The organism is Bacillus sp. 7_6_55CFAA_CT2 (genome assembly GCF_000238655.1).
Classification (GTDB): Bacteria; Bacillota; Bacilli; order Bacillales; family Bacillaceae_G; genus Bacillus_A; species Bacillus_A cereus.
Genome location: NZ_JH414710.1, coordinates 503,879 through 520,998, shown reverse-complemented (window position 1 = coordinate 520,998; position 17,120 = coordinate 503,879). Strand labels below are relative to the sequence as shown.

The window sequence follows — 17,120 nt, the reverse complement described above, 5'->3', positions numbered from 1 at the left end:
TATTAAGAAACTGACATTACAAACATTTTTTAGTATAGCATTTATATGATTCATTTTCTATTAATTCCCAAAAGATAAAGGACCTTGCAGCATTCCTACAAGGTCCCTCTTCTATCAATCTGTATCCGTAGCACAAATGAACCACATTTTCCGCTCCCTACTACCCGCTACCATCCACACACTCCGATCAAAAATCATAAGTGACAGCCAAAGCCATATATTAATAGCAGCAAATAATAAATATAAAATGAAATCTCTCTTTTGTAGTGCCCCTCTATTCATTACAATGTAAATTCCACTGATAGGAGACAAAATAAAGTAAAGGAAAAAGTTTTTCTTAACACCCACGGATACGAAATTACTGTCTACAAAAGATTCTCCTTTTCATCACAATACCTGCTTCAACATCAGCCTCACTACCCTATATTCATCACTATAAGCTTCCTTTATGATTAAAGGCGGGTAATCACTTTTTTCTTCCTCAATCATTATGAATACTTCTGTTTTCTCTTGTAATGTATTAGATTCTCTATTTTTAGTAGGTTTTTTACTTGTTTTAATTTTCTTTGTTACTTCGCCAAGTTTTTGCCCAACTTCTTCTACTTTGGCAGGTTCATTCGTAACATAGTATTCTTGTTCGTCCCATACTAATATAGGTGGCACTTGTTCTCTTTTGTTACATATTATATAAGTAGTACTAGCTACCAGTAGTATACAAGTTAATAAATAGAAGATAGTTCTTTTATTCATATACTACACTCCTTCTCTATCATTTCATTGGATTATATAACACAAATTATTTACTGTAAATGGATTTAGTGGTAATTTTTAGGTTGAACAATAAAGAAAAACCTTACCGAAGTAAGGTTCCGTTTTTACATTCTATAGTGACTGATTAATTAATACGATCATTACAATAATTGCTATAAGCATAACAACTAAACAGCCGATTAATTTATAAAATCCTCGTTTCGTTAACGTCCCGCCTTGAACGTCTTTACGAATAAATAAGAATACGGCTAAAAATAATACAAGCCCAATGCCAAAAGCATACATCATTTGCATATGTTAATCTTCCTTTCTCTCCTCCATCTTAATATCTTTTTGCTAAAACAACAAATGAGATAAAGACGGTACTCATTGTAAGTGCCATAAGTATATTCAATAATTCAGTAGCTGATAGTGTAAGTATTTTTAAGTTTAAGCCGATAGAGAAAAGAAGATAATATGCCGTTAATGCAAAAAAGGTTACAAACATTCCTTTATAACGAATCAGTTTCATTCGCTCGTCTTTTTCTTTAAATTGTGGGTGCAAGTAACTAAGGCAGAAACACATAATCATCATTGCAAGTAACGTATAAGTAGGACTTGGCGGTGCAGAATGCGTCATTATACCTGTTAATATCATAAATCCACTCATAAATAGAAAAATAATCCCCATAATTACAAAGTACTTTTGTGAATAATTCATCCCTATTCCCCCTCTTCTTTTCCTTCATAAATAAATACATGTTCTATCGTTGTCTGAAATGTTTTAGCTATTTCAAATGCTAGCGGAAGTGATGGATCGTATTTCCCTTTTTCAATTGAGATAATGGTTTGTCTGGAAACTCCAAGTTTCTCAGCCAACTTTTCTTGAGATAGTCCAAATTTTTTTCGGTATTCGACCATTTTATTTTCCAAGGAAATTTCTCCCTCCTTCCATATACCGAGTATATATGTAAAGGAAACTTTACGTCAAGTTCCCTTTACATATATTTTAATTATTATTCACGCTATTTATATAGAAGAAACTTTTTTAAATTTCAGCACGTCTATTTTGAAGCGAAACACGGAACACTGTAAATAAATGTTACTATATCTCCTCACTTCTTTTTTTAAAATTTAATATCTCCATATTTGTTTTATCCTTTTAAAATATTTCATTTATTTCTTTATTTCACGAAATGCGTTATTTGTTTTACGGTGTTTTTCGTCATATTTATAGAAACTAACTGTTTATGGAGCATTTTTTATGTTTAGCAACTTTTTTTGTAGAAATCCTTCACTTTCCTTTTAATATTTAACACTATCTAAATAAAGTTTACGATAAATTCATAATTTTTTATTTTTTATACTATATTCCGTTATATTGTTGTATAATATCTATGAAAGCGCTTATTATTTCAATATACATAATTCAAACTATTTTTATCGAAACATTCTAACTATTTCACCTATATTTAAATGCAACAATTATAGCTATTAGTATAGGCATACCAAATATATCCACCCCATTTTTCTGTAAAATTACTTTATAACATGAAAGATTAACTTGGGTGATAAGTTATTGTGAATGTTTTTTTACAAAACAGATAAGTAATAGTGTTTGGTATTATGTAAATTATTGTAATAACATAAGGGTAAAGAAAACATTTACATTGATTACTGATTCATTACTTATTGAAAAAGAGCAAAATGCACCTTTGTATGGAAAAGGATTATATGCATTGGGAGGTTTAAACAAATGACGAGGAAGAATACAACGACAAACCCTTGGGCCAAGTTCCACGGTCCGAACCTTGGTTATGTTATTGAGCAGTATGATCTTTACGTAACTGGAGCAGGTTCTGTTGATCCGGAATTACAAGAGCTTTTTGAAATTTTTGGAGCTCCTTCGTTTCAAGATGATGTCGTAACAGGGGACAACACAGCAACACATTTTTCTCCTCAAAACACAGGTAACATTGAAAAAATTCTTAAAGTCGTTCAACTTGTTGAGCAGATTCGTTCTTTCGGGCACACGTTGGCTCACATCAACCCGATGGAAGATGCTGCAAATGGACAATCTCTTCTTGAGAAAGCAATGAACGAACTGAGCGATGCTGACTTGAAAGCGATTCCAGCGAAAACAGTATGGCCAGATGCACCAGAAGGTATTCACACTGCACTTGATGTAATTCATAGATTAAAAGACGTTTATACAAAATCTTTAGCTTATGAATTTTCTCATATACAAGATAGTGAAGAACGCGCGTGGTTGCATCAAATGGTGGAATCAAATTCATTGCGTCAACCACTATCAAATAAAAAACGAACTGCTCTTTTAAAACGTTTAACAGCTGTTGAAGGTTTCGAGCAATTCTTGCATAAAACATTCGTTGGGCAAAAACGTTTCTCTATCGAGGGCGTTGATATGCTTGTACCTGTTTTAGATGAAATTGTTCTAGAAGGTGCTAAGAACGGCGTAGAGGATGTCATGATTGGTATGGCTCACCGCGGTCGCCTAAGCGTACTTGCTCACGTATTAGAAAAACCATATAGCCACATGTTTGCTGAGTTCAAACATGCAAAAATAGAAGGCGCAGTGGCTAATTCTGGCTGGACTGGCGACGTGAAATACCACCTAGGTAGAGAACAAGTCGTTAGTAACGAAGAAGTTAGTACTCGCGTTACATTAGCAAATAACCCGAGTCATCTTGAGTTCGTGAATCCTGTAGTAGAAGGTTTCGCACGTGCAGCTCAAGAGAATCGTAAAAAATCTGGTCTTCCAGATCAAGATACTTCAAAATCATTCGTAATTTTAGTTCATGGTGATGCTGCATTCCCTGGTCAAGGTATTGTATCTGAGACACTCAACTTAAGCAGATTGAACGCGTACCAAACAGGCGGAACGATTCATGTTATCGCAAACAATGCAGTTGGTTTTACGACTGATAGCTATGATTCTCGTTCTACGAAATATTCAAGTGACCTTGCAAAAGGTTTCGATATTCCGATTGTTCACGTGAACGCTGATGATCCGGAAGCTTGTCTTGCAGCTGCTAACCTTGCGATTCAATATCGCATGTTGTTCAAAAAAGACTTCTTAATCGATTTAATCGGTTACCGCCGCTACGGTCATAACGAAATGGATGACCCGGCAGTTACGCAACCACAAGTGTACAAAAAAATTAAAAACCATCCAACTGTAAGAGCAATTTATGCAGATCAATTACAAGCTGCTGGTGTACTAAATGCAGATGAGGTTGAAACGATTACACAGTTTATACAAGAACAATTAAAGTCTGACTATGCACAAGTACCACCAGCTGATACGAGTGATGCAACAATTCACGTTAAAGTACCAGATGTTGTTGCAAAAGGTATTCAGTCAATTGATACTGGCGTTGAGATTGACTCACTTCGTGCAATTAATGAAGGTCTACTATCTTGGCCAGAAGGCTTTAACGTATATCCGAAAGTGAAGAAAATTCTTGAGCGCCGTAAAGATGCTCTTGAAGAGAACGGCAAAATTGAATGGGCACTTGCTGAATCATTAGCATTCGCTTCTATTTTACAAGAAGGTACGCCAATTCGTTTAACTGGTCAAGATTCACAGCGTGGTACATTCGCACACCGTCATATCGTATTACACGATACTGATACAAATGAAACATATTCACCATTACATCGCTTACCAAACATTAATGCTTCATTCTCTGTTCATAACAGTCCGTTATCAGAGGCTGCTGTTGTTGGTTACGAGTATGGTTATAACGTATTCGCTCCAGAAACTCTTGTTATGTGGGAAGCGCAATATGGTGACTTCTCAAATACTGCGCAAGCATTATTTGATCAATATGTTTCAGCAGGAAGAGCAAAATGGGGTCAAAAATCTGGCTTAGTTCTTCTATTACCACACGGTTATGAAGGTCAAGGACCAGAGCACTCTAGTGCACGTCCAGAGCGTTTCTTACAGTTAGCTGCTGAGAATAACTGGACAGTTGCAAACTTAACGAGTGCAGCTCAATACTTCCATATCCTGCGTCGTCAAGCATCTATCTTAGGAACGGAAGCTGTTCGACCATTAGTATTGATGACGCCGAAGAGTTTATTACGTCACCCACTTACGCTTTCAACTGCTAGTCAGTTAAGCGAAGGACGTTTCCAACCTGCTTTAGAACAAGAAAACCTTGGCATGAAACCAAATAAAGTAAAACGTCTTGTTTTAAGCACAGGTAAAATGGCGATTGACTTAGCAGCAGAAATCGAGTCTGGTAAACATGAGTACAACTTAGACGAAGTTCATGTCGTTCGTATTGAGCAATTGTACCCATTCCCTGCTGAGAAAGTTCAATCTATTATTAAACGCTTTAAAAACTTAGAAGAAATCATTTGGGTTCAAGAAGAACCTCGTAATATGGGCGCATGGCATTACATGGCTCCAATTCTGTTCGAACTTGCTGGAGATAAAGTGAAAACAGGCTACATTGGACGTCCTGATCGCTCTAGTCCATCTGGCGGCGATCCATTCGCTCACAAAGCTGAGCAAGAACTAATCGTTGCACATGCTTTAGATGTAAAGTATAACTTCCGTCAAGATAAACAAGAAATTGAAGTTTACAGCAACTAAAAAGTAACAATGAAGCTTTCTTGCTTGTTCCTTGGGCAGATATTCTGCCCAAGGCCAGGCTAACAAATGGAGATTACCGAAGACAAAAGAAGAAAAAACACACCGTTAGGCAAATAAGGGGAGGACATTTAAAATGATCGAAATTAAAGTACCTGAGCTTGCAGAATCTATTACTGAAGGAACTATTTCACAATGGCTTATCAACGTAGGCGACAAAGTTGAGAAAGGTGGCAGCGTTGTTGAGCTTGAAACTGATAAAGTCAATGTAGAAATCATTGCAGAAGATTCAGGTATTGTATCGAAGTTACTAGGCGAACCTGGGGATACAGTTGAAGTTGGCGCAACTATCGCAATTTTAGATGCTAATGGAGCACCAGTTGCAGTAAGTACACCTGCACCAGTGGCTGAGCAACCAAAACAAGAAACGACTGAAGCACCGAAAGCTGCGGCACCAAATGCTGAGCAAACTGCAACACTACAAGGTTTACCAAATACAAACCGTCCTATCGCATCACCAGCTGCTAGAAAAATGGCTCGTGAATTAGGAATCGACTTAAACGACGTACGTAGCACAGATCCACTTGGACGCGTGAGACCACATGATGTACAAGCTCATGCTGCAGCACCAAAAGAAGCACCAGCTGCTCCAAAGAGTCCAGCTCCTGCTCCAGTTGCAAAAACTGAATTCGAAAAACCAGTTGAGCGCGTGAAAATGTCCCGCCGCCGTCAAACAATTGCAAAACGCCTTGTAGAAGTTCAACAAACATCTGCAATGTTAACAACATTTAACGAAGTTGATATGAGTGCGATCATGGAATTACGTAAAGAACGCAAAGATGCTTTCGAGAAAAAACATGATGTACGTCTTGGCTTCATGTCATTCTTCACAAAAGCAGTTGTTGCAGCATTAAAACAATTCCCATTATTAAATGCTGAAATTCAAGGTGACGAGCTTATCATTAAAAAATTCTATGATATCGGTATTGCAGTAGCAGCTCCAGATGGATTAGTTGTTCCAGTTGTACGCGATGCTAACCAATTAAACTTCGCTGAAATTGAAAGTGAAATTCGTGAATTAGGTAAAAAAGCACGTGACAACAAACTTTCATTAAAAGAACTACAAGGTGGTACATTTACAATTACAAACGGTGGTGTGTTCGGTTCTCTAATGTCAACACCGATCCTAAATAGCCCACAAGTTGGTATTTTAGGAATGCATAAAATCCAAGTACGCCCAGTTGCAATTGATAACGAGCGTATGGAAAACCGCCCAATGATGTACATTGCTTTATCTTACGATCACCGTATTGTTGATGGTAAAGAAGCAGTTAGCTTCCTTGTTGCTGTTAAAGATATGCTTGAAGATCCAAAGTCATTATTATTAGAAGGTTGATAGATTAAAAATCTATTAAAGGCTGTAGAATGAATCATTCTACAGCCTTTTTTTATTGTGTTCATACGGGACAAATTTCATGACATAAGGTAATAATGTATGCCTAAACGTAAGGAGGATTAAAATGAATAACCTTCCAATTCATGCAAAACTTAAAGTAAATAAGGATACTTTCTTCCTCCCCGATTCAAACGGGGGTGTCTATTTTCGAAATAACGCCAGTTCATTTCGTATGGACGGTGATGGAATTTATGACTGGATTGAAAAATTAATGCCAATGTTTAACGGGAATTATTCTTTAGCCGAAATAACCGATGGCCTCCCTCTCCCCTATCAAAACCGTGTATTTGAAATTGGAGAGATTTTATATGAAAATGGTTTCGTTCGTGATGCAAATCAAGATGCACCTCATGAATTAAACAGTACATTACTCGACAGATATGCTTCACAAATTGAATTTTTAGAAGCTGATTCTCATTCAGGTGCTTTAAAATTCGAAACGTACCGCGGAGCAAATGTCCTTGTACTTGGTTCTGGGGATATGCTCACTTCCTTAGTTTCTTCTTTATTAGAATCTGGTTTACCTACATTTCATTACCTCGTTACAGATCGGGATGAAACAAACTATGACAGAATACATGAGCTAATAGAACGTGCATATGAAGTTGATAACAGTGTACTCCTTCAAGAAATCGATACTACAATTGACCGTCCCTTGCGTGAAGTATTCGAACCTTTTGATTGGATTTTATATGTTTCTCAAAACGGAGACATTGACGGTTTAAAAACAGTTCACACTATTTGTAGAGAAACGAAAAAGAATTTCATACCAGCTATTTGTTTATCAACACTCGGTATAGCTGGACCTGTCGTAACAGAAAATCGTGATGAATGCTGGGAATCCGCATGGCATCGGCTACATGAAACGACTTTACAAAATGAAAATTCATCGGATTCCTTCTCACCAATTACATCTGCCATGTTAGCAAATGTAATCGTTTTTGAATTGTTTAAACATGTCGCGGATGATTCATATCGTGAAAAAGAATCACAATTCTTTTTATTAAACTATGAAACACTTGAAGGAACGTGGCATCCTTTTATAAAACACCCTCTTGCAACTGATGAAAGTTTTACAATTGATACGATAGAAAATATTTCTGAAAAACTTGAGCATCGGTATGGCCAACATACTTCAACTGATGTATTCCGCTTTTTCGATTCATTAACTTCTAAAGAAGCCGGTATATTCCATGTATGGGATGAACAAGATTCATATCAATTACCATTATCACAATGCTATATTCAAGTAGCTACTCCACTATCAGATGGCCCAGCTCCCCTTCTGCCTCTTATGACTCGTAGTGGATTGACTCATAATGAAGCACGCCGAGAAGCTGGTTTAACAGGAATTGAAACATATGTAGCAGAAATCATTCACCGCCTTATTCCTGAACATAACAATATCGGTATCGGTGCTGGAGAAACGATGACAGAAGGATTTTACCGGGCACTACAACAACATTTAAACAATAAACTGTATGAGCGGCAGTCACATATTCTAGAGGAACTTACAACTGTTGATTTAATTGATATTCAAGATAAACATTGTAGATTTTATTACGATGCTCTCTCTACAATCCATGAAACACCTAAAATCGCAATGAGTGAAGAGATTCTCAGTTTTCCAGTCGTTTGGGTTGGTATAAATGATAGATGGTACGGTGCATCTAATATTAATATGACGTTAGCGTTACGAAACGCACTACAACTATCACTCTTTCACGTTCAAAATGAAGAAATTCCTTACAGAGCTAATATCTTGCCTGAATCCTCTATTATTTTATATGACACGGATTCTTTTAGAGTGGAAATACAAGCGGAAGAAGAAATTCCAAGTGTGCAATCTTTACAGCTTGCCTTACAGCATTTAGAAGAACATAATTTTTATCCCTTCGTGTTCGATTTAGCAATCGAACCATTTTTGAAAGAAAACCTAGACGGTGTGTATGGGGTATTAATTGCAAAGGAGGACGGTTTATGATTCAAAATATATTGCTTATAGGAGATGGCCTTCTTGCAGACTATGTACATGATCAATTATGCGAACAATATTCCATCATTCGTCAACATACCCTCACAGAAGAACTTCCTGAAAATATTCATCTCGCTCTCGTATTACATGATGGATCTCCTTCTACTATTCATCATGATGCCGAACTTATTTTTCGCTCAAATCATATTCCATGGCTTCGTGGTTTTACTTCATTTGGCGAAGGTATTATCGGTCCTTACATTCATCCTCTTACGCCTGGATGTTCCCATTGTTCTGATGGACGCCGTTTTATCGCTGGCTTTGATCAAAAAGAAATGTGGGAACTACAGCGGAAATATGCCTTTAAAGCAGATAATGTAACGAGACGTGACGTACGTGCCACCCAAAATGGAATGTTGCAAATGTGCCATCTTATTTGCGCAGAAACAGGAAAAATATTAACTCATAACCATTCTTCTTTAGAAAATGAACTTATTTTACTAAACTTACAAACATTACAATGTACGCGGCATTCTTTTCTTCCAGATCCTCTCTGTCCTGTATGTAGTAATTTACCTGATGATACTGCGGATGCGGCGGAAGTTTCTTTACAACCAAGTTTAAAAGTAAGCACCGAAACGTATCGCTGCCGTTCCATTCATGAGCTAAACACATTTTTAACGAGAGACTATTTAGATTATCGGGTCGGTATGTTGAACGGAAAAATGCAGCATTCTGTATTACCATTCGCTGACGTCATTATAAACATGCCATTAATGTTCGGAAATGAAGGTGTTGCGGGACGAACTCATTCATTTGCAGTGAGTGAAGCAACTGCTATTTTAGAAGGTTTAGAACGATATTGCGGTATGTCTCCTCGTGGGAAAAAGACAAATGTGCATGGTAGTTTTCATGATTTAGAGGAACATGCACTAAATCCCCTCACACTCGGTGTCCATACAAATGAACATTACAATCGTGATAACTTTCCATTCAAGCCGTTTGATCCTGATTATGAGCAAAACTGGGTATGGGGATATTCTTTATCACAAAACAGACCGCTTTTAGTTCCTGAATCAATTGCTTATTATAGCCTTGGTCATCGAGATGCTTTCGTGTATGAAACATCAAATGGATGTGCAATTGGCGGTAGTTTAGAAGAAGCGATTTTTCACGGCATTTTAGAAATAGTAGAGCGTGATGCCTTCTTACTCACTTGGTATGCCGAATTACCTCTTCCCCGCCTTGATCTTAGTTCAGCAAATGATACAGAATTACAATTAATGATTCAGCGGTTACGTACGATTACCGGATATGAATTACACGCTTTTAACGCGACGATGGAACACGGCATTCCTAGCTTATGGGTAATTGCAAAAAATACGCGTGAAAATGGAATGAACGTTGTTTGTGCAGGAGGCGCTCATTTAGATCCTATTCGAGCCTTAAAAAGCGCCATTCAAGAAATAGCAGGCATGTTACTTATAACAGACGATGAGCTCGAGCACAAAAGAGAATACTACGAAAAATGCTTACAAGATCCTTATTTCGTTAATAAAATGGAAGACCATAGTATGCTGTATGGATTGAAAGAAACAGAAGAACGTCTTCACTTCCTTTTACGGGAAGATGCACCGGTGCAAACGTTCCAAGAAATGAATGTATCACAATCGTTTGATATGGATTTAACATCCGATCTCCACCAACTTTTAAATCGTTTGCATCAATCTAATCTTGAAATAATCGTTGTAGATCAAACCGTTCCCCTCATAGAAAAGAATGGATTACATTGTGTAAAAGTTATTATTCCAGGCATGCTACCGATGACGTTTGGTCACCATCTTACTCGAGTTACAGGACTGGACCGGGTATATACCGTACCGATGACACTTGGATATACAGACGAACCTTTAACGAATGAAAGATTAAATCCACATCCACATCCGTTTCCATAGTAAAGGAGGGATTTCATGCAGCTAGATACTTTTTTACATCATCTCCATTTCTCTATCGATGAAATTATGCCGAATCATGAGGTGGACTGGAAAGACGCACCGCTTCCTTATAAATTATATCGAAATTTACCTACCATCCCGCTCTCCTTAGAAATCCCATTATCTTTACCGAACTCTTCTACTACACCTACTTTAGATGAGATTGGTCACTACCTTTGGTATTCATTTGGTGTAACACAATTATGTCAGCTAAATAGCGAGAGAAATGTATTACGAAGATCTATTCCTTCGGGTGGTGCTTTATATCCGAATGAATTGTATATCTATTTAAAGATTGACGATTACCCAGACGGCATTTACCATTATGACGCCGCGCATCACCGAGTTATTTTACTTCGCGAAGGAAATTTCGATTCTTATTTGGCAGACGCACTCGGTAATCGCTGTAATATACATGATTGTTTCGGTGCTGCATTCGTATCCACTATGTTTTGGAAAAATTTCTTTAAATACAATAATTTTTCATATCGTCTTCAAGGATTAGATAGCGGGGTCCTCATTGGACAATTGCTAGAATGTGCAAAGCAATTCGGTTATACAAACGGCGTATACTTTCAATTTCTAGACCGTGCACTGAACCATTTACTCGGATTGTCAGAAGGTGAAGAAAGTGTGTATGCCGTTATTCCTTTAAGTACAGAGCCAGAAACTAATTGGTTTCACAATAATTACCGTGAAAATAAAACAGTTACTTCTCATGAGTTGTTGCAACAAATTCCGCCGCTCGCACATGAACATTTCGTTCGCTCAAAACATGTAGGTGAATATCCGATGATAACAAAAATAAATGAAGCTTCTATGATCGAATCGACAGCACACTTCCAAACGCTACATCATGAAGAGCACTATCAACATAATACGTACGCTGTACAGCTACCGAAAGTAGAACGGTTATCGTATGATTTCCTACAACTTTGTAAAAAACGATATTCTCCTGATGCGGACTTTATTTTAACGAAATGGGATGCAGCTGAGCTCGCTACTTTACTACAAGAAGCGAGTCTCTCCTTCCCCTATTACAACGACCTTGACGGTAAGTATACAAATGAAAATACACGCGTCTCCTTATACGGATGTTTTTATAGCGTGAAAAATATTGAAAACGGGGCTTACGCTTATAACAGTAAAACACATTCCATACAACCAATTCGATATGGAGACCTTCGCTACCCACTTCAGTCTAGTATGACGATGGATAACGTAAACCTTTTTCAAGTACCACTTTGCTTACATGTAGTCGGACAGAAAGATTACTATACACGTGCATTAGGCTATAGAGGATATCGCATTCACCAAATGGAAGCTGGTATCCTCGTTCATAAACTCGTTTTTGCAGCGACCGCTATGGGGATGGGCGGGCATCCTTTACTTAGTTTTGATACAAATGCATGTGATCAATTGTACGGAATAGATGCTGGGAATGAAACATCCCTTATTCAAGTTCCAGTTGGGGCATATCGGGCGCGGAATTGGTTAAAAGGGGCTTTGCATAGTTAAAAGCACGCCGATGGACGGCGTGCTTTTTTACTAGATTAATTTAAAGATACTCTTAATTTGTCTAGCAAATAACCAATTTTTCGTACCGTAGTTATCATTTAAACTATCTAAATTGATAGATTGTCCGTTAGCAAACTTTAATTCTAACGTTGTATTTTTGTCATTTGTTTTTAAATTACTATTTGTAATGGCATCATACTTTAATTTTTCAATCTCAATATATTCGTCTTTTTCTTGTCCGATCACGACATGGTCTTGGAAGAAGAAAAATACTTCTACTTTTTTACCGAAACAAAATACATTTTTCGTATAAATTAATGTCGCGTTATCAAGTCCGACACATACTTCTTTCATTTCTTCCACAACGTGTCCAAAGTCTTCTTCATGTCTTGTATTTGATTCAACAATCCATTCTTCAATTGTTTTCATATTAATTGCCATACTGCGCCCCCTGGTTCGTTCATTGCTTCGTTTAAAAAATAAATACTATATGAAAATATAAGCGATACGTACTATGTTTTCAAGGGGGAACGGTATATTCAAAATAAAGTGAAACTTTATTTACTCCCTCATTGTAAAAAAATAGCACTTTAAAAAGTGCTATTCTGCTCTCCTTGCCGCTTGCTGAATTGGATCCCAAACGCTGTTATATGGTGGTGCGTAACTTAAGTCGACGTCTTCTAAATCATGAATGCTCATTTTATTGAAAAGCGCCATCGCAATCACATCAATACGTTTATCTACACCTTCTTCTCCAATTACTTGCCCGCCCAATAATTGTTTCGTGTCAGAACGGTATAGTAATTTCAAATAAAGTGGTTTTGCATTTGGATAATAGCCCGCCATATTTGTAGAATCTACTTTAACTGTTTTATACGGGATATGTAGTCCTTTTGCTTCTTTTTCATTTAACCCTGTTCTTGCGAGTGTCAAATCCATAAATTTAATAATGCCTGTGCCTAACGTACCTTTAAAAGCTCTTCGTTTATCAAGCATATTCAGTCCAGCAAGTCGCCCTTGCTTATTAGCAGTCGTTCCGAGCGGGATATGATCATGAATTTCCTTTATAACATGGTAATGTGTTGCGCAATCACCGGCTGCATATACGTCTTGCACATTCGTTTGCATATATGCATTTACTTCGATTGCTCCTTTATGATTCTTACGTATATTTGTCCCTTCAAGAAAATCAGTATTTGGCTTCACTCCAACCGACACTAAAACAAGATCTGCTTTATACGTACCTTTATCCGTTTCGATTGCTTCTACTCGTTCATTCCCTTTAAACGCTTTTACATTTTCATTCGTTAAAATTTCAATATGATGCTTATCTGCTTCTTTATGTATGTACTCTGCCATATCTGCATCATAAATCGTACCGATATGATCATTTCGCTCAATCATTCTTACTTTCTTACCAAGTTCGACGAATGTTTCTGCCATTTCCAGTCCGATTGCACCACCGCCAATAATGGTTACATCTTCAACTTTATTCGTTTCTAGCGTTTTTAATATACGCTCAGCATCCGGAATTGTTTTTAAAAGATGAACGCCTTGTAATTCCCGTCCTTCCCATTCCGGCATAACAGGACGTACACCAGTCGCAATTAATAATCGATCGTACGAAAATTCAAAGACATCTTTCGTCTTCGTATGCTCTGCGTACACCATTTTCTTTTCCGTATCTATTTTCGTTACTTCATGACGCACTTTCGCATCAATTCCATATTTCTCACGAAACGTCTTCACATTGCGCGCGATTAACTTTTCAGTTGAAGCGATAGCACCACTAATGACATACGGTAATCCACACTGAGCGTATGAATAAATCTCACCTTTTTCTAAAGTTACAACATTTGCATTTTCATCGTTTCTAACAATTTGCATCGCTGCACTCATACCAGCTGCATCTCCGCCAATAATGACATAGTTCACTTTACCACTCCTTCTTTTTTACATACTCTTTACGTTTTCCATATTTTATAGAAATAACACCTACTTCCATTGTAAAGAAAGAGAATTTCATCTTCAAATTTGGTGCACAAACTTATGTATGAATAGGTAACTGTCGTGTCTTATAAACAACATGTTTAATATGCTATAACAGTAACTATTGAAAGTAGGTGAAACATACATGTGCGCTGGTCTTCTCGCTCAGTTTCCAGAGGAACCGAAAGAACCGAAAGCCGCCCTCCCGCTTGAACAAGAATTTACCATTAATGCAACATTATACAGTGCTCGCGCTTGGTTATCAGACAATGACACTTTCTCTCAAACTATTTGGAAAGCTACCCGCTTCGCTTCTGCATCACATGCTAGCAAGGCCATCTTTCCAGTCGGTACTGTTAAAATTGTAAATGTTTCTGATGATACAATAACGGTTACTATATCATCAGAATCAAAAGATGCTCTTAAAATAATCGTCCCTCCACATTCTGAAGCTGCTTTAACGTCTAGTTCTTTATCTGATGTGCAAGCCAGTACATCAGGAGGGGCAAGTAAAGTCACATTTCTCTTTCATATCTTTTTCTCTAGGGAACCTGCTCCAGCCAAATAACGATAGAAAAGGTACAGCAATATACACTGTACCTTTTTCAAGCGCTCTATTCTCTTGATTTGATTAGTTCAATATTATAAGTTTCGATATCTGTTAACGTTCCTTTAAAATAAGGATTTTCTCTATACCAAGGCTGTTTTGCAAAATATGCTTGCATATCTTTCGTTTGAAAAATATGTCCATGCCTTGCATATATTTCATTTCTAGCAATTTTCAACTGCTCTTTCGATAAATATGTTAAATCTGCGCTCGTTAATTTTCGAATATCACTATCAGGAAAGATGAAACCATTATATACATACCCAGTCGCGGGCGTTGGAGTAACATTATAAACAACTGTTTTTTCTGTACTTTTCTTTTGAAATGGAAGATTATAAGACGAAAGTGCCGTTACCGTCTCTACTTTTGTCGTTTCTCGTCCACTTTCTCCATTTCGTTCTAAATAAACCGTCGCACTTCCATCAGTCGCTACAGGCCCCCATGTAATTTCTTCTCCTGCCAGCGCTGTAACCGGTTTTTGATTTACATACAATGTTGCACCAGGCGCGTTCGTTTGAACTGTAATATATTGACCTTGCAACGTTAAATCTATCGTTACGTTATTTTGGCTTTGTTTCATAAGTACAACCTTTTCCTCACGAGATAATTTTACGTAGTCATTTTTATACTCTGATTGAAACACTTGATTTCCCGGAAGAAATGGCCCATATTGCTTCTCAAACTTTTTGTCATCTGTCTTATCAATTTCTTTTCCGTTCATTTTTAACGATACGTCTTTTTCATTTGTAAGCAAAGTTGTATAGTACGTCTTTGCTTTCAATTTATATCGATCAAATATAAAGAAATACTTTCCGTCTTTCGTTAATGAAAAATCAGCTTTTTCTATTCCGTCCCGTTGTTTTTCACCTTGTCTCAAATATTGTTTTAATTCATTTACGTAAGATGGATTTTCTTTTATATATGAAAATAGAGGCGTTACACTCTCTCTCGTTATCATAACCGATGGATCATCTGCCGTAACGATCTCAGCTAATTTCTCTCCGTCCCTCTCTTGTAAAATCGTAATTATCCGGTCTACTTGTGCCACCTGCGTATAATACGACGATCCGTACAAATACAATCCAATAATTGCTATAACAAATAGCGCTAACAGTGTAATGCCAACTTTTGCACCACCGCTCATGTTCTTCTTTACTACAGAACGTCCCCTCTTCGTCCCGCAGTTTTGACAAAATTGCACACCATCTTCAAACTGAATTCCGCACTTTGTACATACATTCATCCAGTCAACCACCTTTTCATTAGAAGCCAGTTATTCCCTGTGTTAAGGCTTGAATTATCGTGCTAATGTAAGACCAAAGTACAATGAATGTTGCAATTCCAATTAAAACATTTGCAATAATAAGTGTGTAAACAAGATCTAATCCGCCATTGTCTAGCTTTAATACGGCTACAGTTATACTAATCCCTATATAAGTTGCAGCTACCGATAATAATATCGGTAAGAAAAAAATTAATAAGAAACTAAAAAGAAAAGAAAGGACTAATATGACAATAGCCGGCGTCGCTATCGTTCCCCATATACCGAATACTTCAAGAAATGAAAAAGATGATTTCATCATCTTACCACTTACAAAAATAATAAATCCGACAAATAAAGTTAAAATTAATAAAAAGAAAAAGACCGTTATAGATTCTCCAAAAAACGTGGGAGTAGATATATCTGGTGCAAATGTTCTCGTAACTGCTGATGCTGCACTCATCATTCTATAAAAAATACATGCTCCTAAAAAACAAATAAGAACAAGACTTACAATTCCATTTCGCACTTCAATAGCGCCACTTTTCATAATCGCTGTCGGTGCTTGTAATGCATGTTTAAAAAATTGAAAATAGCCGCTCGCAAACCGCTTCGCTTGCTCTACCGTTTCATTTGGCCGAGCTTCCTTTGCTTGTGCCGCACGTGCTTGTTCCGGCCCTTCTTCTTGGCCACTACTTGCCACTACTTCTTCCGTTAACGAATGTCCACAATTCCCGCAAAACTTTGCCTCTGATGCATTTTCTGTATGACATGACGGACATTTCATTCTCTTATCCCTCCTTAAGGATATACCGTATAGGGTGTTACAAATTCAATATATGAATTTGTACATAAAACATGACTACAAGAAAAAGATTCTGAAATCCTTCTTTCGAAAGAAATATATGTGCTAGCAATCTTGAAAAAAAATGCTATTATGAAACAGAAT

The 17,120-nt window shown here is 37.2% G+C and carries 14 protein-coding genes and 1 pseudogene; 6 read left to right on the top strand and 9 right to left on the bottom strand.

What is annotated here, in order from left to right; all coding sequences use genetic code 11:
* Nucleotides 1-114 precede the first annotated feature (114 nt).
* The 5 genes and pseudogenes from HMPREF1014_RS31905 to HMPREF1014_RS18270 all read right to left on the bottom strand — a co-directional run bounded on the left by HMPREF1014_RS31905 (nucleotide 115) and on the right by HMPREF1014_RS18270 (nucleotide 1,683).
* Nucleotides 115-359, bottom strand: a pseudogene (locus HMPREF1014_RS31905) (hypothetical protein).
* A gap of 28 nt (nucleotides 360-387) precedes the next feature.
* A complete protein-coding gene (locus HMPREF1014_RS18285; RefSeq protein WP_001042762.1) occupies nucleotides 388-750 on the bottom strand; it encodes a hypothetical protein in 363 nt (120 codons plus the stop codon).
* Between the two features lie 132 nt (nucleotides 751-882).
* Nucleotides 883-1,065 (bottom strand): DUF3976 domain-containing protein, encoded by a 183-nt coding sequence (locus HMPREF1014_RS18280; protein WP_001178294.1) that lies wholly within the window; start codon nucleotides 1,063-1,065, stop codon nucleotides 883-885.
* A gap of 28 nt (nucleotides 1,066-1,093) precedes the next feature.
* Entirely contained in the window at nucleotides 1,094-1,471 is a 378-nt protein-coding gene (locus HMPREF1014_RS18275; RefSeq protein ID WP_001109911.1) for a hypothetical protein, read from the bottom strand.
* 2 nt (nucleotides 1,472-1,473) lie between these two features.
* Nucleotides 1,474-1,683, bottom strand: a complete 210-nt coding sequence (locus HMPREF1014_RS18270) for a helix-turn-helix transcriptional regulator (RefSeq protein WP_000428506.1) — start codon at nucleotides 1,681-1,683, stop codon at nucleotides 1,474-1,476.
* An 823-nt stretch (nucleotides 1,684-2,506) separates the two neighbouring features.
* On the opposite strand from HMPREF1014_RS18270, the gene odhA reads away from it, so the two are divergent.
* From odhA to HMPREF1014_RS18245, 5 genes are all read left to right on the top strand, one after another.
* Nucleotides 2,507-5,374 carry a 2-oxoglutarate dehydrogenase E1 component gene (gene odhA / locus HMPREF1014_RS18265; RefSeq protein ID WP_000197124.1) on the top strand — a complete coding sequence of 956 codons (2,868 nt, stop codon included), beginning with the start codon at nucleotides 2,507-2,509 and terminating at the stop codon, nucleotides 5,372-5,374.
* Nucleotides 5,375-5,507: 133 nt separating this feature from the next.
* Nucleotides 5,508-6,767, top strand: a complete 1,260-nt coding sequence (gene odhB / locus HMPREF1014_RS18260) for a 2-oxoglutarate dehydrogenase complex dihydrolipoyllysine-residue succinyltransferase (RefSeq protein ID WP_000569926.1) — start codon at nucleotides 5,508-5,510, stop codon at nucleotides 6,765-6,767.
* A gap of 124 nt (nucleotides 6,768-6,891) precedes the next feature.
* Nucleotides 6,892-8,811 carry a putative thiazole-containing bacteriocin maturation protein gene (locus HMPREF1014_RS18255; RefSeq protein WP_001061563.1) on the top strand — a complete coding sequence of 640 codons (1,920 nt, stop codon included), beginning with the start codon at nucleotides 6,892-6,894 and terminating at the stop codon, nucleotides 8,809-8,811.
* The gene (locus HMPREF1014_RS18250) at nucleotides 8,808-10,757 is read left to right on the top strand and encodes a TOMM precursor leader peptide-binding protein (RefSeq protein WP_000615601.1); all 1,950 of its coding nucleotides are present in this window, start codon (nucleotides 8,808-8,810) and stop codon (nucleotides 10,755-10,757) included. Before HMPREF1014_RS18255 ends, HMPREF1014_RS18250 begins: the two co-directional genes overlap by 4 nt.
* 15 nt (nucleotides 10,758-10,772) lie before the next feature.
* Nucleotides 10,773-12,314, top strand: coding sequence for a SagB family peptide dehydrogenase (locus tag HMPREF1014_RS18245; protein WP_001175534.1), 1,542 nt, complete (start codon nucleotides 10,773-10,775; stop codon nucleotides 12,312-12,314).
* Nucleotides 12,315-12,344: 30 nt separating this feature from the next.
* Here the strand turns inward: HMPREF1014_RS18245 and HMPREF1014_RS18240 are convergent, their stop codons facing one another.
* Together HMPREF1014_RS18240 and HMPREF1014_RS18235 are read right to left on the bottom strand one after the other, a co-directional pair.
* Nucleotides 12,345-12,755, bottom strand: a complete 411-nt coding sequence (locus HMPREF1014_RS18240) for a DUF3908 family protein (protein ID WP_000996806.1) — start codon at nucleotides 12,753-12,755, stop codon at nucleotides 12,345-12,347.
* Nucleotides 12,756-12,914: 159 nt separating this feature from the next.
* Complete coding sequence (locus HMPREF1014_RS18235) at nucleotides 12,915-14,249, bottom strand: CoA-disulfide reductase (protein ID WP_001110227.1); 1,335 nt, start codon at nucleotides 14,247-14,249, stop codon at nucleotides 12,915-12,917.
* A gap of 199 nt (nucleotides 14,250-14,448) precedes the next feature.
* Between HMPREF1014_RS18235 and HMPREF1014_RS18230 the strand changes: the two genes are divergently transcribed.
* Nucleotides 14,449-14,871 (top strand): hypothetical protein, encoded by a 423-nt coding sequence (locus HMPREF1014_RS18230; RefSeq protein ID WP_000332394.1) that lies wholly within the window; start codon nucleotides 14,449-14,451, stop codon nucleotides 14,869-14,871.
* 46 nt (nucleotides 14,872-14,917) lie between these two features.
* On the opposite strand, the gene HMPREF1014_RS18225 is transcribed toward HMPREF1014_RS18230, so the two are convergent.
* Nucleotides 14,918-16,153, bottom strand: a complete 1,236-nt coding sequence (locus HMPREF1014_RS18225) for a TcaA 3rd/4th domain-containing protein (RefSeq protein WP_001099912.1) — start codon at nucleotides 16,151-16,153, stop codon at nucleotides 14,918-14,920.
* Nucleotides 16,154-16,172: 19 nt separating this feature from the next.
* Nucleotides 16,173-16,958 (bottom strand): zinc ribbon domain-containing protein, encoded by a 786-nt coding sequence (locus tag HMPREF1014_RS18220; RefSeq protein WP_000650101.1) that lies wholly within the window; start codon nucleotides 16,956-16,958, stop codon nucleotides 16,173-16,175.
* Nucleotides 16,959-17,120: the final 162 nt, after the last annotated feature.